16 protein-coding genes are annotated in these 19,123 nt (G+C 58.8%); 12 read left to right on the forward strand and 4 right to left on the reverse strand.

Going from position 1 to position 19,123, the window contains the following annotated elements:
- Positions 1-52: 52 nt before the first annotated feature.
- Positions 53-427 (forward strand): hypothetical protein, encoded by a 375-nt coding sequence (locus IQ265_RS06580; RefSeq protein ID WP_194051729.1) that lies wholly within the window; start codon positions 53-55, stop codon positions 425-427.
- A 95-nt stretch (positions 428-522) separates the two neighbouring features.
- On the opposite strand, the gene IQ265_RS06585 is transcribed toward IQ265_RS06580, so the two are convergent.
- Positions 523-1,341 (reverse strand): tyrosine-type recombinase/integrase, encoded by an 819-nt coding sequence (locus IQ265_RS06585; protein WP_194051731.1) that lies wholly within the window; start codon positions 1,339-1,341, stop codon positions 523-525.
- 549 nt (positions 1,342-1,890) lie between these two features.
- Here IQ265_RS06585 and recJ point away from each other — a divergent pair.
- The 4 genes from recJ to IQ265_RS06605 all read left to right on the forward strand — a co-directional run bounded on the left by recJ (position 1,891) and on the right by IQ265_RS06605 (position 7,663).
- Complete coding sequence (gene recJ, locus IQ265_RS30475; RefSeq protein WP_228037639.1) at positions 1,891-5,217, forward strand: single-stranded-DNA-specific exonuclease RecJ; 3,327 nt, start codon at positions 1,891-1,893, stop codon at positions 5,215-5,217.
- Positions 5,218-5,294: 77 nt separating this feature from the next.
- The gene (locus IQ265_RS06595; protein ID WP_194051734.1) at positions 5,295-6,230 is read left to right on the forward strand and encodes a hypothetical protein; all 936 of its coding nucleotides are present in this window, start codon (positions 5,295-5,297) and stop codon (positions 6,228-6,230) included.
- Positions 6,231-6,244: 14 nt separating this feature from the next.
- Positions 6,245-6,829, forward strand: a complete 585-nt coding sequence (locus tag IQ265_RS06600) for a hypothetical protein (protein WP_194051736.1) — start codon at positions 6,245-6,247, stop codon at positions 6,827-6,829.
- A 120-nt stretch (positions 6,830-6,949) separates the two neighbouring features.
- Positions 6,950-7,663: a lecithin retinol acyltransferase family protein gene (locus tag IQ265_RS06605; RefSeq protein WP_194051738.1), complete on the forward strand. Its 714-nt coding sequence runs from the start codon at positions 6,950-6,952 to the stop codon at positions 7,661-7,663.
- Positions 7,664-7,975: 312 nt separating this feature from the next.
- On the opposite strand, the gene IQ265_RS06610 is transcribed toward IQ265_RS06605, so the two are convergent.
- On the reverse strand, positions 7,976-8,896 hold the full coding sequence (locus tag IQ265_RS06610; RefSeq protein WP_228037640.1) for a phosphodiester glycosidase family protein: 921 nt from the start codon (positions 8,894-8,896) through the stop codon (positions 7,976-7,978).
- A gap of 110 nt (positions 8,897-9,006) precedes the next feature.
- On the opposite strand from IQ265_RS06610, the gene IQ265_RS06615 reads away from it, so the two are divergent.
- From IQ265_RS06615 to IQ265_RS06645, 7 genes are all read left to right on the forward strand, one after another.
- The gene (locus tag IQ265_RS06615; RefSeq protein ID WP_194051740.1) at positions 9,007-9,999 is read left to right on the forward strand and encodes a glycosyltransferase; all 993 of its coding nucleotides are present in this window, start codon (positions 9,007-9,009) and stop codon (positions 9,997-9,999) included.
- Positions 9,999-11,216, forward strand: coding sequence for a glycosyltransferase family 4 protein (locus IQ265_RS06620; RefSeq protein ID WP_194051742.1), 1,218 nt, complete (start codon positions 9,999-10,001; stop codon positions 11,214-11,216). The genes IQ265_RS06615 and IQ265_RS06620 overlap by 1 nt, the downstream gene beginning before the upstream one ends.
- 69 nt (positions 11,217-11,285) lie before the next feature.
- Entirely contained in the window at positions 11,286-11,732 is a 447-nt protein-coding gene (locus tag IQ265_RS06625; protein ID WP_194051744.1) for a PIN domain-containing protein, read from the forward strand.
- Entirely contained in the window at positions 11,719-11,934 is a 216-nt protein-coding gene (locus IQ265_RS06630) for a hypothetical protein (protein WP_194051745.1), read from the forward strand. Before IQ265_RS06625 ends, IQ265_RS06630 begins: the two co-directional genes overlap by 14 nt.
- Positions 11,935-12,004: 70 nt before the next feature.
- Complete coding sequence (larE, locus tag IQ265_RS06635; protein ID WP_194051746.1) at positions 12,005-12,862, forward strand: ATP-dependent sacrificial sulfur transferase LarE; 858 nt, start codon at positions 12,005-12,007, stop codon at positions 12,860-12,862.
- Positions 12,840-13,895, forward strand: coding sequence for a glucokinase (locus IQ265_RS06640; protein WP_194051747.1), 1,056 nt, complete (start codon positions 12,840-12,842; stop codon positions 13,893-13,895). The genes larE and IQ265_RS06640 overlap by 23 nt, the downstream gene beginning before the upstream one ends.
- Positions 13,896-14,011: 116 nt before the next feature.
- Positions 14,012-14,788 carry a YebC/PmpR family DNA-binding transcriptional regulator gene (locus tag IQ265_RS06645; RefSeq protein ID WP_194051748.1) on the forward strand — a complete coding sequence of 259 codons (777 nt, stop codon included), beginning with the start codon at positions 14,012-14,014 and terminating at the stop codon, positions 14,786-14,788.
- A gap of 80 nt (positions 14,789-14,868) precedes the next feature.
- Here IQ265_RS06645 and IQ265_RS29285 read toward each other — a convergent pair whose 3' ends face one another.
- Positions 14,869-15,903: a GAF domain-containing protein gene (locus IQ265_RS29285; protein WP_194051749.1), complete on the reverse strand. Its 1,035-nt coding sequence runs from the start codon at positions 15,901-15,903 to the stop codon at positions 14,869-14,871.
- 20 nt (positions 15,904-15,923) lie between these two features.
- A complete protein-coding gene (locus tag IQ265_RS06655) occupies positions 15,924-18,872 on the reverse strand; it encodes a diguanylate cyclase (protein ID WP_194051750.1) in 2,949 nt (982 codons plus the stop codon).
- Positions 18,873-19,123: the final 251 nt, after the last annotated feature.

Here is a 19,123-nt window from a genome sequence, read left to right on the forward strand (position 1 = left end):
CTTCTAAAGTAACTTTAGTGGTTTGTAAGCCGTTTGAAGGGGTGACAAACCGATGAGTAATATTTTTGATGAACTTCTTGATGGAAATCTTTACCAAAGTCCAGAGATTTCACCACAAGAAAAAGATTTAGAAGTTTATAAAGCATTTGAAAGCTGCCTTAGAACCGCTGATATGCTTAATCTCGATCTGCCAGATGGGATAAATTTAACCACTGAGCAAATGATAGATATTGCTAGCGCAATGCTCAACTACAAGGGGCAGTTAAAACAAGTGAAAGCGCTTGAACAAATTAAAAGCCGTTTGTACGAAATTGAAAAGAGTATTGATCATTGCTTTGACAGTAGTGTTGAAATTCGTTTGGGCCATATTTCTGAATCAATTGATGCAGCCTATAGACGCATTGCAGAAGCCATTGATAACCGATAAGTAAAAAACCAGCTTTACTAATTTTCGAATAAAGCTGGTTAAATCGATAAAATTAATTGAAAGCTACTAAAGCTACTTTAGCCGCTTACAAGTGGCTAGAAAAGGTCTGAAAACTCTTTTGGTAGTTGAGCATAAACGTAACTACTCAAAAAGACTTCAACGCTATGGCCTAACCAAAACGCGCAATGATTAGCTGATACACCGCTCTCTAGCATCTTAGTGGCTACAGTGTGCCTAATGGCATAATGGCACCTTAAAGGTGTTATTCCTAAATCGTTTTGAAGCGGATAGAAAACCCTTGAAAGCAGTGTTCTATCATTCACAGGTAAACCCTTAGGGCTTCTAAAAATCAGTTGATCACCGTTGCCAGATTGTCTAGAAATGATTTCCCGCATTTTAGGCGTGATCAGTATTTCTCGCTTTTGATGGTTTTTCGTTTCCTTGAAGTAGCGACTCTTTCCGCAAGAGTTGCCCGTTTTAGATCTTGCTAAAGCCCTGTCAACTGTTATGGTTGTATCCCCAACACGATTAAACGTAAGCCCTATCAATTCAGACATTCTTAAACCGCTTAAAAATGAAAAGTGGTAGAAATCGTGATAGTGGCTATCCTCTAAAGCTGTTAGCAAGCTTTTAACCTGATTAGTTGTGAAAGGCATTCGCTTAGGATTAAACGGGTAATCTTTCCCTGATTTTCTAAGCTTCTTTTCAACGGGTTTTAGATTGAATTTATAGCACTCTAAAGTGCTATCAAAATTATCAAAGAGACAATCCTTTTCAATCTGGCTTGAAATTTCACGCGCTTTCAAACGTCCTAACTCGTTGTCATCAAGCCCTAAAGCAAAGTGATACCGTGTTCCCTGATAGCTAAAGCGTATCCGTAAGCGGTTGTCTAGAGTATAAAAAGATACTTTCATCGGTTTACTAGCCGTGCCAATAACGTGCCAGTAATCCGTTTCTAAGCCCGCTCTAAGCCCTTGCAAGCCGTCTAAGCCCTAACACCGCTGTAGAACCAGCGGTAAGCCTTTCGTTCGGGACGAAGGGGCCGTGGGTTCGAATCCCGCCATCCCGATTTATCTTGTCGAGTAACGGTTTAGCTGTCGTCGCTAATTGTACGTCCGGAACTATTGTTCGATGTTCCGGGATTAGTGTCGCTCGCACGCGCATCGACTAATCGAGATAGCGGAGGACAGACACTGTCGTATACATAGCCTTTAAGCCCAGGGGTATTGCAAGCGCGTTGCTATGGGGCGGCGGTGGATAGCCGAGGCTTCGACCAGGCTCTCTAACCCCTGTTGAGTCTGGTCTTAGTTAACTCAAACCAGCATCTCCAGCTATGATAAGTTCACATGATCTAGCGTCCCCGACCTGTGACTGAGTCTGCTACAGTCCCTCCAACCGCTCCTATAGCTGCTACAACTGGTCTGCCGCGCCAGCGGTGGCAGGTAGCGCTTGCAAATACACCCTTGGCTGCGTCCCTGGCTCAGGTTACCGGGCTTTCGCCGCTGCTCACCCAGGTTTTGATCAATCGGGGCATTACCACTCCAGCCCAAGCGACGGATTTTCTGGACCCCGAGCGGCAGCAGCTGCCCTCGCCCCTGGCGGAATTTCCAGATTTGACAGCGAGTTTGGAGCTGCTGGTGGAGGCGATCAACACTCAGCAGGCGATCGCCATCTGTGGTGACTACGACGCCGACGGCATGACTAGCACGGCCCTACTGCTGCGGGCGCTACGAGCGCTGGGAGCGCAGGTCAGCTACACCATCCCCAGCCGTATGGCCGAGGGCTACGGCATCAACACCCGCATCGTGGAAGACTGCTATGCCGAGGGCGTCGGCATTATTCTGACGGTGGACAACGGCATTGCGGCGGTGGCCCCGATCGCCCGAGCCCGCGAGCTGGGCCTGGCGGTGATTATTACCGACCACCACGACATTCCTCCCGAAATTCCTCCGGCAAACGCCATTCTAAACCCCAAGCTGTTGCCCGAAACCTCACCCTATAGAGGCGTGGCGGGGGTGGGGGTGGCCTACATTCTGGCGGTGTGTCTGGCGCAGGCGCTGGGTCGCACGCAGGATTTAACCGGGCCACTGCTGGAGCTGTTTACCCTGGGCACCATTGCCGATTTGGCTCCACTGACGGGGGTCAATCGGCGCTGGGTGCGGCGGGGGCTGGGGCTGCTGCCCCGATCGCGCCTGTTTGGCATTCAGGCGCTGATTCAGGTGGCGGGGCTGGCCGACCAGAGCAAGCCCCTGAAGCCAGAGCACATTGGCTTTCGCCTGGGGCCGCGCATCAACGCGGTGGGTCGGATCAGTGATCCGCAGATTGTGATTGATTTGCTCACCACCGACGATGTGGGGGTGGCCCTGGAGCGGGCGATGCAGTGCGAGCAGATCAACGGCACCCGCCAGGACCTGTGCCAAAGCATTGAGCAGGAGGCGATCGCCTGGTGTGAGCAGCAGCGGGCGCTGGGCACGGTGGATATTGAGCGCGATCGCGTGCTGGTGGTGGTGCAACCCGGCTGGCACCACGGCGTAATTGGCATTGTGGCTTCGCGGCTGGTGGAGCGCTACGGCGTGCCCGTCTTCATTGGCACCTACGAAGACGACGACCACAAAATCATTCGCGGTTCGGCGCGGGGCATTCCTGAGTTTGACGTGTTTGCCGCCCTGCAGAGCTGCCACGACCTGATGGAAAAGTTTGGCGGCCATCGGGCGGCGGGAGGTTTTTCGTTTTTGGCCAACCGGCTGCGTCAGGTGACCACGCGGCTGTCGCACTACGCCTGCCAAACACTCTCGGTCGATCTGCTCAAGCCCCTGGTCAAAATTGACGCCCAGGCCCAGCTGAAGGATATTGAGCAGGGCTTGTTTGACCAGATCGATCACCTGCACCCCTGCGGCATTGAGAACCCCGATCCGGTGTTTTGGACGCCGGACCTGCGGGTGCTGGAGCAGCAGACCGTGGGCCGCAACCGCGACCACCTCAAGCTGGTGCTGGGCGATGCAGGCGGCAGTACAACGATCAAGGCGATCGCCTGGCGCTGGGGCGAGTATTACCCCCTACCCGATCACCTTGATGTGGCCTACAAGCTGAAGCAAAACGAGTGGCAGGGCACCACCAGCGTCGAACTAGAGCTCGTGGGAGTGCGGCTGGCGGCAGGGGCCAAGGCAGGCCCGACATCGTCTGCGGTGCCCGCTCGTCTGGCTGGGCCATCGTTACCCAAGCTCTCGGTTGGGGGGGCAACGCCGGCTTACCAACCCGCACCGCTGCGAGAAGAGGCCGAACCAGAGTTGTACCCCAGTTCGGCTATCGATCTCGCCGGGGCGATCGCGGCCCCTATCCCGGAGCCAGTGCAGGGCTCTGGCTCGGGCCAAACTCAATTGGGCGAGGCGGCCCATCTCCCCGTCACGGCACCTGCTGAACCGGCCCTTTCTGGGCCGATGCCTGCTGAACCGACGGCAGTGCCCCCGGCTGCGGCTCCTGCAACCGAGGTTGACTTTACCTACAGCAACCGCCGCTACACCGCGACTACCACTACGGTCGCAGGTCTTGATATTTTGACGATCAGCAACCCCGAGGGCCAGCGGCTGGTGGTCAAGCGGGGCGACCCCCAGGGGTGGCTCTATCCCCCTGGCGAGTCGGCCAAACCCATAGACCTCAGCGAGCCCCACTACGGCAACCTGGTGCGAGCCGGGGCGGCGGCGGTAGAGCTACAGCAGCTAACCCAGCGGCTGCTTGAGGCCGAAGCCCTCCTAGCTGAACAGGAGGCTCTGCTGGCCCAAAAGGACGCGCGGCTAAGCGCGTTAGAAGCTGAGAATGAGGCTCTGCTGGCAGCTCAAACCCCAGCACCGCCGCCACCTGAAGTGGTGCAAAAAAAATCGGAACAGACCAAAAAAGCGGCCTTTTTAGCAGCGCAAGTTGAAGCGCTGCCGGTTCAGCCTGCGGCTCAAATTCCAGCACCACTGCCACCTGAGGTGGTGCAAAAAAAATCGGGACAGACCAAAAAAGCGGCCTTTTTAGCGGCGCAAGTTGAAGCGCTGCCGGTTCAGCCTGCGGCGGTAGACAGCTTGCCTGTTCAACCCTCCCAACCCGCGCCGCCCCCTGTCAGCTCGCCTCCAGTTCTCAGCAAACCCCCGGTGGCAGCGGCTCCACCGCTAAAGCTGGACGAGGCCAAGCAGCAGGTGCGGCAGACCCTGAGCGATCGCGTCTGGTTTTGCCTCAGTGTTGAGAGCCAGAAGGATTTGACTGCGGCGGTGGCCCACCTGTCCACCGCCAGCGGCCCCACCATCGATAGATCGGCGGTGGCAGGGTTGTCTACGGTGCTCGATCGCGAGCTGCTGCAGCCGCTGCTGGCCGACTTTGCCCGCTACGGCGACGAAATCGGCGATCGCGATATGGCTGCCCTGGCCAGCGACCTGGCTGAGGCATCGAGTCTGGCGGTGCTGCCGCCCTTGCTGAGTGAAACCTGGCGATCGCTCACCGCCAAGGCCCTAACGGCTAAGACCAAACCCCGCAAAGGCCTGCACGAAACTACCCAGGCCGACACCAGCGCCACTCCCTTTCCCATCGACGACAGTCACCGGGTGATGCTCGACGAATTTCTGCAGGGGTGGGATCACCCCATCGCCCGCTGGCTGACCGGGGGTGGGGCCGAAGCCGCCTCGGACTTGGCTCAGGTGGGTCAATTACAGCAGGCCGGCGAGCCGTTGCCCCTGTGGCAAGGGCAAATGCTGCAACATTTGGTGCTGGGCCAACGTCAGAAAAAGGGAATTTTACAGAAAATTTTTGGTTGACCTCCCTGATTCTACGGTTGCTCAGGGTATGGTGGTCTGAACGTATTGCCTAACCCGAGCTATTTACCCTGCACCCGATGGTCAACTTTCCCTTTCAGCCTCGGTTTTTACTGGTTTGCGGTCTCTCGGCGGCACTGGTATCGTGCACGGGTGAGGGCGGGGGCAGCAGCGGCCCAACCCGGTTTGTCAACATTCAGCCCATTCAGGTATGCGACGACTTTGGCCTATTCTGCGCCGACTTGGCCACCTTTGAAGAAGCCACTCGCAAAATTTGGGCCCAGGCCAACCTCGACGTAAGCTTTTTGGCCCCCAACCGGCTCAACGCCAGCCGCTTTCTCACCATTGATAGTCAAGACGAATTTGCGGAGCTGTCTTTTGCGGGCGGGGCCGGAGCCTTTGGCCGCAACCCCTTATCAACCCGCACCTCTGGCCCCATCAGCATGTGGTTTGTGGAGAGCATCTTTCCCCTGGAGGGGGCTGACACTCTGGGCCTGGGCTGGATTGACCAGAACGGTATTGTCATCGATGACGATATTTTAGCCTTCAACAACGGCGTTGGCCGCCTCGATACCATCGCCCACGAAATTGGCCACAACCTGGGCCTCACCCACGAGGGCTTTGGGGCCGGGGGCGCAAATAACCTGATGACCGACGGCGGTTTTCGCAATTCGCCCAGTACTCTCGATGACATTACCCCCGATGGTGCCAACCTCGATCGCCTCACCAACCGCCAGATTGAGGTTGTCCGCGACAGCCGCCTGACTCGATCGAGCCCAGGGCTAGCCGCGGACAGCATGCCAACGAGAGAGCCAGAAACGCCGCCCCTGCTGGCTGACGCACCCGCTATCCTCTCCCCAGACGCTCTGCCTCCGGTTACCTATCTGGCGCTTCAGCCCGAAGCCGCCTTTGTCGACCCCGCGCCTCCGCGTCCGATTCCCAACGGTCCGGCGATGAGTTTTATAACGGCGGCGTTGCTGGCGGGGTACCTGGGTCGGCAGCCCCGGAGGTCGTAGTGCTGGGGGGCTTGATGGGCGGAATTTTGTCGGGGCAGCTGGCGATCGCCCCTATTCCCCTCACTCTGCCCCAGCCCAATCGCTATTTGCTGTCGCAATCGCAGCCTATGCTGGGCCGAGATGCCATTCCCTACCCACCGCTGCTGCGCCACGAGTCGTCGCCAGCGGGTACCTACCACCTGGTATTGACCCTGGAGCAAGATGCCACAGGGGCTCGACGCACCACAGCGAGCCTGTTTGAAACAATGGGCGATCGCTGCCAGCAGGTTTGGGCGCGCCGTCTACCCCACAGCTACGGCCCCCGCCTGGGCCTGGTAACTGACAGGGGCATCGTAGTTCTGCTGGACGAATGGATCAACGTCGCTAGCTCCTACGCCCTTGTGGTGATGGGGCCCGATGGAGAGGTCAAAGCTCAGCACAGCTTTGACGATATTGTGGCCGTCACCGACCAGTCGCGGGCCGAGGTTGTTGAGCAGGCCGCCCAGGGCTTTTGGCTGGCGGGTAACCCAGTGATCAATCGCGGCGGTTCGCAGGTGTCGATACCCACCGCCGGAGGACGGCTCACCCTGGATTTAACCACGGGGAATTTGGGCTTTTAGCGGTGTGTATGCCCGTACCGCCCGATCGCGAACCGGTTGCTATAACAAACAAGGAGCGCCTCTAAAGTTCATCATCGCGCCCCAGTTCTTAACAGCATTCTCCCAAGCGAGACACCAGCTATGGCCAAGGGCGATCAAATCTACGTCATGCGCGACCTGGCCGGAGTGCCGGGCCTGTACCAACACCACGGCATCGACTGCGGCGACGGCACCGTCATCCACTACAGCAAAGCCCGAGACATCGCCGAAATCGCCCGCACCAGCTACGAGGCCTTCGCCTGGGGCAACCCCGTTTACACCGTTCGACAGTCCATTATCTACACCCCAGATACCGTGATGGAGCGGGCCACCAGCCGCCTGGGCGAGCGCCAGTACGACCTGCTGCAAAACAACTGCGAACACTTTGCCAACTGGTGCACCACCGGGCGCAGCGAGAGCCGTCAGCTCGCCAACTTTGGCCTGCAAACCAACCAGCTCAACCTGCCCGAACTGCGCAGGCTTGCCGATCGCGATCGCCACGTCACCACCCCCGAACAAGCCCGCGCCAACTTCCAAAAAGCCCTGGGCGACATCGCCACCGCCTACAACACCACCCTCGCCGACCAGCAGACCGCCCAAAAAGACGTCCGCGACTGGCACCGCGTCGCCCAAAAAGCCCTCAACAACCGCCGCGAAGACCTCGCCCGCGCCGCCCTGCACCGCAAAGTCGCCGCCAGCAAACGGGCCGAAATGCTCACCACCCAGCTGAGCGAGCTGGTGGAACTAGAGCTGAATCTTCAGCGCAACCGAGCCTTTGTGCAGAGGCAGGTGGGGAGTGGGTGGGTAGGTGAGTAGGCGAGTGGATGGGTAGATGGGTGGATGGGTGGATGGGTGGATGGGTGGGACAGACGTGCAGCATAGGTACGGGGCATCTGTCTGCTACTTCCGGGATCGCCCACCGCCTATGACAGGCAAACCTTGCCAAATTTAGCAATGCATAATCCAATCCTTCCGTTGGGTCCAGGGCGGCGGAACGGCCCTGGTCGACGGGGTCTGGGGGCAATCGAAACGCCCCCAGCGGTAGGCTTGGCTTTGTCTCAAATCCCTGCCGCATAAGGTTTTGCGTCTGGAATCATAACCCTATTTTGGGCAAACAACCGTTCGCCCCTACGGGAGGTTTTCAACCCACAGGATTGATTTCACCGGCCGCTGCACCAATTCCCCAGATGCATTGAGGCGACCGTAATGAACCGTGTCACCGTAAATCAGGGTTGAGGAACTGCCGCCGTCGAGGTTAAGGGCTTGAACAACACCGCGATCGCGCATTACCCCCGCCACCTCCGCCATCGTCATACCGCTGGGCGACACCCCCGGCACCTGGGCCGCCATCACCATCACCACACTACCCGCAGCCGTCAGCCCCACCGCCGATCGCGCATTCGCTGACTGACTGCCCAGGGCATCACGGGCAGCCGCCCTGTCCACAAAACCCTCCTCCACCGATGTATCCTGCGGCAGGAGCTGTGGTCCAGCCCCCACCGCATCCACCAGGGTACAGCCCGCTGGTACAGGGTCTTGATGCAAGGTGATGTCGTAGCTAGGGGTGCCGCCACAGTCGTAGCGGCGAAACTCCGAGCGATTGAGAATGCGATCCATATAGCTGACCAGGTCTGGGTTGCCCACCAGCCGCTCATTTTGGTTGGGGTCAGCCACCAGCGACCCATCCACCACCACGTGGGATGTTGTCAGACCGTTGTTGGGGTCAAAGAAGCCCGCGTTAATGGCGGCAGCCACGCACCCTTCGCCCTCACATACCCGGGCCGCAATTTGATCGACCCGCGCCAGGGCATCAACCACCGCCACCCGCACCGGATATCGCACCGGGTCGGGAATGGTTACGACATGCACCGTCGCGGCAGGCAGGCGAATAGTTTCGTAAGTTGGAGGCAGCGGCTGCGCTTCTGGGGCTGCCTCAGGGCTAGAATCCGCGTCTGCCGCATCGCCCGTATTCGGTATGGGGGCGCACCCAAACAGGCCCAGCGCCATGACGAGACCAATAGAGAGAGCGGGTCGAAGCAGAGTCTGCATAGGGCCAACAACAGGTTGCGCTCAGCAGTATAGCGGCTTTAGCGATCGCCGTCGCTTCAAGAGATCCCGTTCGAGGGTGGGCATACTGGAACCAGTTTTGGTTGCAGGCTATGGCTGTTTTCACTGTAACAACTAGCGAGACCCAGCCAAAGGCATATCCTGCGGTATCGGTAATCGTGCCCATCTACAACGGCGAGGCCGATGTGCCGGGCCTGGTCGAGCGGCTCCTAGTCCAGCGGTACCCTGCCGACCGGGTGGAGTTTTTGCTGGTAGACAATGGCAGCGGCGATCGCACCCCCAGCCTGCTCCAAACCGCCGCCGCTACCGCCGCATCCCAAGGAATTTGTCTCCGCGCCCTTACCTACAGCACCATTCAAAGCTCCTACGCCGCCCGCAACGCTGGTATTGCCGCCGCCACCGGAGATATTCTCGCCTTCACCGATGCCGACTGCCAGCCCGAGCCAGACTGGCTGATCGCCCTGGTGCAGCCCTTTACCGATAGTGCTGTAGGGCTGGTCGCCGGAGAGATCAAAGCCCTGCCCAGCCAAAACTGGCTAGAGCGCTACGCCGATCGCCAGGGCACCCTTTCCCAGCACAACACCCTCAACCATCCATTCTTACCCTACGGCCAAACGGCAAACCTGGCGGTGCGGGCCGAAGTTTTGGGTACAGTTGGCCTCTTTCGTCCCCACCTGACCACAGGCGGGGACGCTGACCTGTGCTGGCGCATTCAGCAGGGCACCGACTGGCAGCTCGTTCACGCCACCGATGCTGTGGTCTATCACCGCCATCGAGATACGCTCAAAGGCCTGCGCAGCCAGTGGCACCGCTACGGCTGCTCGAACCGCTACCTGCACGACCTGCACGGCGTGGAGCTCATGCGCCCCCTCACCGCCAGAGAAATGTGCTACCGACTGCTGCGCTGGGGTTTAAAGGAACTGCCCCAGGCTACGACCAAGCTACTGCGCGGCCAGGGCACCGCGCTAGAACTGGCCATTACGCCGCTCGATCTGTGGTGTGCCCAGGCCCGCACCCGGGGACAGTCCCAGGCTCAGCTTCCCGACCATGCCCGCACCATTGCCCACCTGGGGGAACTCGTCTGATGCGTATTTTGATGATTTCGGCCACATTTCCTTACCCGCCGACCCTGGGGGGCACCCAGATTCGCACCTTTTACCTGCTTAAGCACCTGAGCCAAAACCATGAGGTAACGCTGGTAACGCAGCGATCCGCCGAGGTGACGGAGGAAGATATCAATGCTCTATCTGCCCATGTCAATAAGCTCGTCTGCTTTCCCCGTCCCACTGCCGCCGACCTTCAGCCGGGCGTGAGCGGCAAAGTCAGCCGCTTTGCCCACTTCCTCGCTACCGGTACGCCCCCCAGTACCACCTACCTGCATGCCCCCACCATGCAGCAGTGGATCGACGACTGGGTTGAGTCGGGCCACTGCGACGCCATTACCTGCGAGCACAGCGTCAATGAAGTGTTTGTGCGGCCCAGCTACCGCCAGCGGGTGCAGAAAGTGGTGGTCGATATCCACAGCTCGCTCTATGGCACCCTGGTAAACCAGCTGCAGACGGGCACGGCGGAGAAGCCCCTGCGCGATCGCCTCAACCTGCCCCTGCTGCGCCGCTACGAACGCCGCTACGCCCAAAAATTTACCGACCTGGTAATCACCACCGCCGAAGACCGTCAGTTCTTTACCCCGATCGCAGGCCATAGCCCGCTCCACCTGGTGCCCAACGGGGTTGATCTGGTGCAGTTCCCCTACCGCCCTGCCGACCCCGGCGGCCACAGCCTGGTCTTCGTCGGCGCGATGGACTACATCGCCAACGTAGATACGGCGAAATTTTTGGCTCAGGAGATTCTGCCGCCCCTGCGCCAGCGCTACTGCGACGCCACGCTGTATTTGGTAGGTAACAAACCTACGGCGGAAGTTCAAACGTTAGGGAATTTACCAGGCGTGGTCGTCACTGGACGGGTAGATTCGGTAACCGACTACCTGCACCGGGCCACGGTGTGCGTGGTGCCCATGCGGATTGGCTTTGGCATTAAGAACAAAACCCTGGAGGCGATGGCGGCGGGGGTGCCGGTGGTGGCTAGCGATCGCGGCCTCGAAGGTCTAGCCGTAGACCAACCCCAGCGGGCGCTGCGGGCGAATACGGTGGAGGAATATGTGGGGGCGATCGGCCAACTCTTTGACCAGCCCGACCTGCGCGCCACGCTCTCGACGCGTGGACGCGGGCTAATTGAAACTACCTTCACCTGGGAGCGGGCTGGGCAGGCCTACGAAGCAGTACTCAGTTCTACCGCCTCCTAGGCCGTAGGGACTGGCAAGTCAACCATCATCTGCGAGATAAGATGGAGGGGTCTTGCTGCCTGCGATCGTGTGACGAGAGTATATCTAGACACCAGTGCCTACAACCGCCCTTTGGATAATCAAACTCAGCCTAAGATTTTCCTTGAAGCTCAGGCTGTCATCATTATCTTGCAGATGATTGAGGCCGGGGAGGCTGAGCTGGTCGGCTCCTCAGTTTTAGATTATGAAAACAGTCGCAATCCTTACCCAATCAAGCAGAAGGCGATGGAGCGTTACCTTCAGCTGGCTGAGGTGAGGCAGGATGTTAACTATGCTATTTGTCAGAGGGCAGAAGATTTAGAGCGTAACGGGCTCAAAGCCCTTGATGCCTTGCATGTAGCCTGCGCTGAAGCCTCAGATAGTCAGTACTTGATTACCTGCGACAAGCGGCTAATCAACCGATGTTCAGAGCTGGCGATAAAGGTGCTAAACCCTGTTGATTTTGTCTTGGAACTGAGTAGCGATGATTCAGATTAACAGCGAGCAACAGATCTTACAGGAAGGGTTTCAAATTCTTTTGTCCAGCATGGAACCCTCTAAATTTGCTCGATTCTGCGCTGCTTGGGGGGCCAGCAGCAGCGACTATTTAAAGGTCAAAGACGAGCTTTTTGCCCAAGAATCTGTGGGCAGTTTATACGCCAAAATTTCTGCGTTTCAGATATCCAATCACGACGATTAATTGCCGATGCGTTTCTAATCCCTTAAACAAGCCTCTCAATCCGTAGTTCCTCAATATTTCCCTGGTAGCCATGGTGACCCAAAAACTAGACCAGCTCAAAGCCCTTTTTGCTGAGATGGACCGGGCGCTGATTGCCTACTCGGGCGGCATCGACAGCACTCTGGTGGCCAAGGTGGCCTACGACGTGCTGGGCGATCGCGCCCTGGCCGTCACCGCCAACTCTCCCTCGCTCATGCCCGCCGACCTCGAAGAAGCCCAGGTGCAGGCAGCGGCGATTGGCATTGCCCACGAGCTGGTCGCCACCCACGAGCTAGACAACCCCAACTACGCCGCCAACCCCGTCAACCGCTGCTACTTCTGCAAGAGCGAGCTGCACGACACTCTCAAGCCCCTGGCCCTGGAACGGAGCTACCCCTACGTGGTCGATGGCGTCAACGCCGACGACCTGGGCGACTACCGCCCCGGCATTCAGGCGGCAAAGGAGCGGGGGGCCAGATCGCCCCTGGCGGAGGTGGGTATCACTAAGTTTGAGGTACGCGAAATCTCGCGCGCCCTTGGGTTGCCCTGGTGGGATAAACCAGCTCAACCCTGCCTCAGCTCGCGCTTTCCCTACGGCGAGGAAATTACTTTAGAGAAGCTGCGGCGAGTGGGTCAGGCCGAGCTGTACCTGCGGCATTTGGGGCTGCGGCAGCTCAGGGTGCGATCGCAGGCCGACACCGCCCGAATTGAGATACCCGCAGAAAATATTAAAGATTTTGTCGCCGCTACCGACATTGAAGCTTTGGTAAAGGCGCTACAAGACTACGGTTTCACCTACGTCACCCTCGATCTAGAGGGCTTTCGCAGCGGTAAGCTAAACCAGGAGCTACCCGCTACCCTTGTTAGCCCATTAGAACGCCCCAGCCATGACCTATCTGCTTGCCGGTGACATTGGCGGCACCAAAACCATCCTGCGCCTGGTCGAGGCCAGCGAGCCCAGCCCCACAACTCCGGTGATTCTCAAACCCGAGTTCGAGCGCACCTACTCCAGCCAGGCCTACCCCGACCTGGTGCCCATGGTAAAAGAATTTCTGCACCAGGCCGCCATCGATGGTGGGCATACCTACAGGCCTGAGCGGGCCTGCTTTGCGATCGCCGGACCAGTCGTAGAAAACACCTCCAGCCTCACCAACCTGGCCTGGTCGCTGGAGGGCGATCGCCTGCAAGCTGAACTAGCCCTCGACCGGGTCGAGCTAATCAACGACTTCGAGGCGGTGGGCTACGGCGTGTTTGGCCTTGCCCCCGAAGATATTCACACCCTGCAGGAGGGGGAGCCCGACGACAGCGCCCCAGTCGCTATTATTGGCGCGGGCACTGGGCTGGGGCAGGGATTTGCCCTGGCAACCAGCGGGCGGCCCCTGGTGTTTCCCTCCGAGGGAGGGCACGTCGATTTTGCTCCTCGCTCTGAGCTGGAGTTTCAGCTGATGCGCTACCTGATCGACAAGCACCAGATCTCGCGCGTGTCGGTGGAGCGCGTGGTGTCGGGCCAGGGCATTGTGGCGATCTACCAGTTTTTGCGCGATCGCGAGTTTGCCACCGAGACCCCCGAGGTGGCTGAAGCCATTACCGCCTGGGAACGTCAGACCGGCCTCTCGACTAAAACCATTGACCCTGCGGCGGTGATCTCTCTGGCCGCCGCCGAGGGCCGCGATCGCCTTTGCCAGAAAACCATGGAGATCTTTGTCTCCGCCTACGGGGCTGAGGCGGGCAACCTGGCCCTCAAGCTGCTGCCCTACGGTGGCCTCTACGTAGCTGGGGGCATCGCCGCTAAAAATTTAGCCCTGATGATTGCAGGCACCTTCTTTGACGCCTTTAGCCACAAAGGCCGGGTTAGCCCTCTGCTTGACCGGGTGCCCGTACACATCGTGCTCAACCCCCAGGTGGGGTTAATCGGGGCCGCCCTGAGAGCCGCCGCGCCCTAGGGCGTAACCCCCGCGCTGGGCTTGGGCTATCCTTAGCAAAACCCCTGGGCATTGGCCCAGCGGTATCGATCCCCAAGGCGATAAAATCGATTACGCAGTGCACCCGTTTGTGAGGTATGGCAGGTCATAGCAAGTGGGCCAACATCAAGCGCCAAAAGGCCCGTGTCGACGCGGTTAAGGGCAAAGTCTTCGCTAAAATGTCGCGGGAAATTATTGTGGCGGCCCGTTTGGGCGGCGACCCAGCGGGCAACTTTCAGCTGCGCACCGCGATCGACAAGGCCAAAGCCGCCGGGGTGCCCAACGACAACATCGACCGAGCGATCGCTAAAGGGTCTGGCAACCTGGGGGCCGACGACAGCTACGAGGCCATTCGCTACGAGGGCTACGGCCCCGGCGGCATCGCCGTGCTGATCGAAGCGCTGACCGACAACCGCAACCGCACCGCCGCCGACCTGCGCGCCGCCTTTAGCAAGAGCAGCGGCAACCTGGGCGAAACCGGCTGCGTGGGCTGGATGTTCGAACAAAAAGGCGTAGTCACCATCATTCACCCCGGTGACGAAGAGGCGCTGCTAGAGGCCGCCATGGAAGCCGGGGCCGAAACCTACGAACTCACCACGGTGCTAGGTCGCCGCGACGAGGAAATTCCCGCTGCTGAGCTATTCTGCGCCCCTGTCGATCTGGAAACCCTCGACACCAGCCTCAAGGCCCAGGGGCTAACCGTCCGCCAGGCGGAGCTACGCTGGCTGCCCAGCAACACCGTCATGGTCGATGACACCGACCAGGCCCGCCTGCTGATCAAGCTGATGGATGCCCTAGAAGACCTCGACGACGTGCAGTCGGTCACCGCCAACTTTGACCTGGCGGAGGAGTTAATGGATGCGATCGCGGCCTAGCCCGACCCACCAGCCCCTGGGATTCGCACCCTGGCTTTAGCCCCAGGTCAGTAGCGGTACCAGCCCCCCTAAAGATTCTCCTAGAGCCGGTGCAGCTCAGGCAGAAGACCCCTGCCGCCCTGCCGCTGCAGGGTTTTACGCAGATGGAGATTGGCGATCGCCATGCCCACCCGCTCTGCCACTGTGTGCGCCAGCTGCCGCTTGGCTTCTGACAACACCTGGGCATCGTCGGTGTTGAGGTGAAATAACCCCAGGGTTTCGCCCTGGGCCATCATGGGAATGCAGAGGGATGCCAAGATGTTGCTATCGGCCAGAACATGCTGACAGCGCGGGCGATCGGTGCCATTCATCCAGTGCACCCGGCCCCGGCGCAGCCCCCAGCAATCCGAGAGCAAAAAATCAGGCTTAGACCCCAGCCCAGTTCCCCAGTAGGCCGCGTTTTCTACCCGGTTAAGCGAGGGGCTAAGGGTAAAAACGCCCCCCGAACAGCCGGGAAATAGCGGGGCGATCAGACTGGCGATCGCCGCGCAGGCTTCTTCGACGGTGAGGCAGGCCTGTAAAAATTCGCTCATTTCGCTCAGCAGCTTCATTTCAGCGTTGCGCTGTTTGAGTTCGTCCAGGCTGTCGAGCTGTATGGCCAGCAGCTCTTGCTGGGCAATGTGCCCCAGGTCAACCAGGAGCTGCTGGTCTTCGTCGGTAAAGGTGCGGGGCACCTGGTCGAGAACGCAGAGGGTGCCCAGGTTGCTGCCGTTGCTGGCGGCCAGCGGCGCTCCGGCATAAAAGCGGATTTTAGGACCGTCGGTGACCAGGGGGTTGTCGTGAAAGCGCTCGTCGAGCAGAGCATTGGGAACCACAAATGGCGAATTGCCCAAAATGGCGTGGCCGCAAAAGGAGATATCGCGCGAGGTCTGACAAACATTCAACCCCTGGCACGACTTAAACCACTGGCGTTCGGCATCGATTAAGCTCACCAGCGTAATGGGCACGTCAAACAGCCGTTTGGCGATCCGCGTGATGCGGTCAAACCGCTCTTCTGGTTTGGTATCCAAAATGCGGAGCGATCGCAGTATGCTGAGCCGAATGACTTCGTTGGCTGGGTAGGGAGGTGTTTGCATAGCGGTGCGTCAACAATAAATTACAGAGCAACAACTACCTGATTGCGGCCCGCCTGTTTAGCGCGATAAAGGGCCGCATCGGCTGCCTGGAGCAGCGTTGCGCTATTGCTGCCGTGGTGCGGAAAGCAGGCCACGCCAAAGGACGCGGTCAGCCGATCGATCGGCTGACCCTGGTAAGGCACCTGCAGCTCGCTGATGGCGGCTCGAATCAGATCGGCCCGAGCGGCAGTTTCCGTTAAAGATGCCTCCGGCAGAATCAGCGTCATTTCCTCGCCGCCGTAGCGACAGGCAACATCGGAGTGTCGCACCTTGTCTTTGAGCAGGGTGCCCACAAGCTTTAGCACCATGTCCCCAGTGTTGTGGCCAAAGGTGTCGTTAAACCGCTTGAAATGGTCGATATCGAGCATAACTACCCCAATGGGGAGCTGTTTGCGCTGGGCGCGGGCAACTTCCTGGGCGAGCGATTCTTCTAAGTAGCGGCGGTTGTACAGCCCGGTGAGAGGGTCGCGAATGCTCTGATGTTTGAGGGTTTCCTGCAGCTTGAGATTGGCGATCGCCATGCCCACCTGTTCGGCCAGGGTGCGGGCCAGCTGCTGTTTGGCCTCAGGGAGCGCCTCAGAAACTTCGGTGCTGAGGTGAAACAGCCCCAGGGTTTCGCCCTGGGCAATCATGGGAATGCAGAGGGTAACCGCAATGGCCGTAGAATGTCCCTCCAAAGGCAGCGCCGCCTGGGCTGAAATGTGGCTACAGCGCAGGCTCAAGCGGTCTTGCCCCACCCAGTGCATGCGCCCCCGCCGCAGCCCCCAGCAGCAGTGGGGCTCAAACTCGGAGTGGGAGTGCAGCCGCACTCCCCAAGCCACCACCTGCTCCAGGCGGTTGAGCGAGGCGCTGGTGGTAAAAATGCCCCCCGAACAGTGGGGAAACAGAGGCTCAAGCAGGTTGACAATGGTATGGCAGGCTTCTTCAACGGTTGAGCAGGCCTGCAAAAAATCGCTGATCTCACTCAATACCAGCATTTCGCTGTGGCGCTGGTCTAGCTCACTGATGCGATCTTCCAACTGCTGGTTAGTTTGCTGAAGGGTGATTTTAGACTGTTTAATTTCGGTGATGTCGCGAAAGGTGACGGCAAAACCATCCCCCAGCTTGACGGCAATATTTTCGAACCAGCAGTTGATACCGTCGTGGTTGTAGTAGAACTCATGCTGCATGGGCTCACCCGATTCCACCACGGTTACATAGCGATCGAACAGTCCGGCTTCGCCGTTGCCGGGCATTTCTTCTAGCAGCCGCTTGCCGAGAATATGGTCTACCGATTGACCAATAATTTGGCAGGAGGCCGGGTTGCTGAGCAACCATTCAAAATCAACAATGGTGCCCTGCTGATCGCGCACCGAGCGAAACGCCATAATGCCATCGGGGGCACTATTTAAAATGCTGCTGAGCTGCATTTCTGAGGTCTTAAGGGCCTGTTGAATCTCTACGGTTTGGGTCATATCTAAGTAGCTGCTCACCATCCGCACGACGTTGCCCTGGTCATCTTTAAGGTGAATGGCGCGTGAGAGCATGTGGACTACCGACCCGTCTTTGTGGCGAAAGCGCTGGGTGGTTGTAAAGTCTTGAATGCGATCGCTGTTGTAGTCATCAATCAGCTGCAGCGTCTTGGCCAGATCGGCTTCAAGAATTAGCGACCTCCACATCTCCTGACTGTTTTCGAGTTCGTGGTCGGCGTAGCCCAACAGGGCTTTCCACTGGGGTGAGAAGTAGATTTCTCCCGTCACCAGATCCCAGTCACAAAACCCTTCTGAGGAGGCTTGCAGCACCAGCTCTAGCTGGTCTTTAGCCGACTTAAGGTTGAGTTCTGCCCATTTGCGTTCGGCCTCACTGCATTTACGAGCGCTAATATCGCGGATCACCACCAGCACTTCGTCATCCCCAATCGGGGCAATCCGGGCTTCCTCGTAGAAGGTTTGGCCATCGGCAGCAAAGTTGTACTCCTGCTGCTGGATCTCCCCGGTCTTAAGGGCCTGATGGGCCAGGTGAATGCGCTCCTCGGCGATCGCCTGTGGCATCAGCTCAGTAATTCGATGCCCTGCCAGGGTGTTATCCAGGTTCACCATACGTATGGTCCCCGGATTGACCAACTGCACGTTAGACCCGTCCTGGCGCATGCGCAACAACAGGTCAGGAATAGCCGCAACCAGGGCGCGGGTGGTGGCCTCACTATTTTGAAGAGCTAGCTCGACAGCGCCCGCCGGGTGAACCCGTTCGTTGTAGCCCTGGTGCAGGGCGGCTCTGCCCTGCTCGTACGCCTCTACCCTGGCGGCTAGCTGTTGATTGATCTGCTCTAGCTCGTAGGTGCGGGCGGCAACCTGGGCTTCAAGAGCGGCCTGAGTCGTCTGCAGCTGCCCCACCAGTTCAGCCTGGTGGACGGCAATGCCGATCTGGACGGCGATGTGCTGTAGCCCCTCAAGGTCTACGGCGGGCCAGCGCCGCGGGCCTGTGCAACTGTGAGCGACGAGGAGCCCCCACAGTCGCGACTCACACAGCACCGGAATGGCTGAGCTGGCCTTCACCCCCAGGTTCGCCAGAAAGTTGGCATAGCAGGGGGGCAGGCTAGCGGTGGCAACATCGGCGATCGCCCGCCCCAGCCCCTCCTGGTAGGGGTTTGGCCAGTCGGCTTCAAAGCAGCGGTCCTGCACCATCCGATCGCGCAGCGACCAGCGAGGATCGGAAAACGCTTCTACCAGCACGCGACCGCCGCTGCCAGGGGCTAACTGGTAAACGAGTACGCGATCGCAGCCCAATAGCTGCTGCACCCCCTCGACCGCAACGCGCAAAATAGTGGCTAAATCTGAAGACTGGTGGGTTTGAAGGGCGATCGCCGCCACCAGACGCGCCCAAGTTAGGGGTGTTGGCAAAACGCTGTCGCCATGGTTATAGATCGCTACGTTGTCTACCGCCCTCGCCATGCCAAACCACTCCTAGCCAACATCACATCGCTTCTAGATCAGCCAAGCAGCCCAACCGAACAGGCCCATCTAAGCGTGCCTGCCTCACTTATTAATCCCCGTCTATAGCTAGAACCTTTAACCGGCAATGCACCAACCCCAGGGCTGGCCGCAAAATCCTCAGCCGTAGAAAAACGTCCAGTTTTGGGGATCACTCGCCGGGATCTGCCTAGCGCTGCCCTGCGGAAACCTTAAAAAACCTATAGATTAGA

Source organism: Nodosilinea sp. LEGE 06152 (assembly GCF_015207525.1).
GTDB lineage: Bacteria > Cyanobacteriota > Cyanobacteriia > Phormidesmidales > Phormidesmidaceae > Nodosilinea.

Excerpts from the sequence above, each read along its gene's own strand:
- IQ265_RS06605 (WP_194051738.1), top strand. The coding sequence starts at position 6,950 with ATGGCCAAGGGCGATCAAATCTACGTCATGCGCGACCTGGCCGGAGTG.
- IQ265_RS06595 (WP_194051734.1), top strand. The coding sequence starts at position 5,295 with ATGGTCAACTTTCCCTTTCAGCCTCGGTTTTTACTGGTTTGCGGTCTC.
- IQ265_RS06645 (WP_194051748.1), top strand. The coding sequence starts at position 14,012 with ATGGCAGGTCATAGCAAGTGGGCCAACATCAAGCGCCAAAAGGCCCGT.
- IQ265_RS06640 (WP_194051747.1), top strand. The coding sequence starts at position 12,840 with ATGACCTATCTGCTTGCCGGTGACATTGGCGGCACCAAAACCATCCTG.
- IQ265_RS06580 (WP_194051729.1), top strand. The coding sequence starts at position 53 with ATGAGTAATATTTTTGATGAACTTCTTGATGGAAATCTTTACCAAAGT.
- IQ265_RS06615 (WP_194051740.1), top strand. The coding sequence starts at position 9,007 with ATGGCTGTTTTCACTGTAACAACTAGCGAGACCCAGCCAAAGGCATAT.
- IQ265_RS29285 (WP_194051749.1), bottom strand. The coding sequence starts at position 15,903 with ATGCAAACACCTCCCTACCCAGCCAACGAAGTCATTCGGCTCAGCATA.
- larE (WP_194051746.1), top strand. The coding sequence starts at position 12,005 with ATGGTGACCCAAAAACTAGACCAGCTCAAAGCCCTTTTTGCTGAGATG.
- IQ265_RS06610 (WP_228037640.1), bottom strand. The coding sequence starts at position 8,896 with ATGCAGACTCTGCTTCGACCCGCTCTCTCTATTGGTCTCGTCATGGCG.
- IQ265_RS06600 (WP_194051736.1), top strand. The coding sequence starts at position 6,245 with ATGGGCGGAATTTTGTCGGGGCAGCTGGCGATCGCCCCTATTCCCCTC.
- IQ265_RS06655 (WP_194051750.1), bottom strand. The coding sequence starts at position 18,872 with ATGGCGAGGGCGGTAGACAACGTAGCGATCTATAACCATGGCGACAGC.
- IQ265_RS06630 (WP_194051745.1), top strand. The coding sequence starts at position 11,719 with ATGATTCAGATTAACAGCGAGCAACAGATCTTACAGGAAGGGTTTCAA.
- IQ265_RS06585 (WP_194051731.1), bottom strand. The coding sequence starts at position 1,341 with ATGAAAGTATCTTTTTATACTCTAGACAACCGCTTACGGATACGCTTT.
- IQ265_RS06620 (WP_194051742.1), top strand. The coding sequence starts at position 9,999 with ATGCGTATTTTGATGATTTCGGCCACATTTCCTTACCCGCCGACCCTG.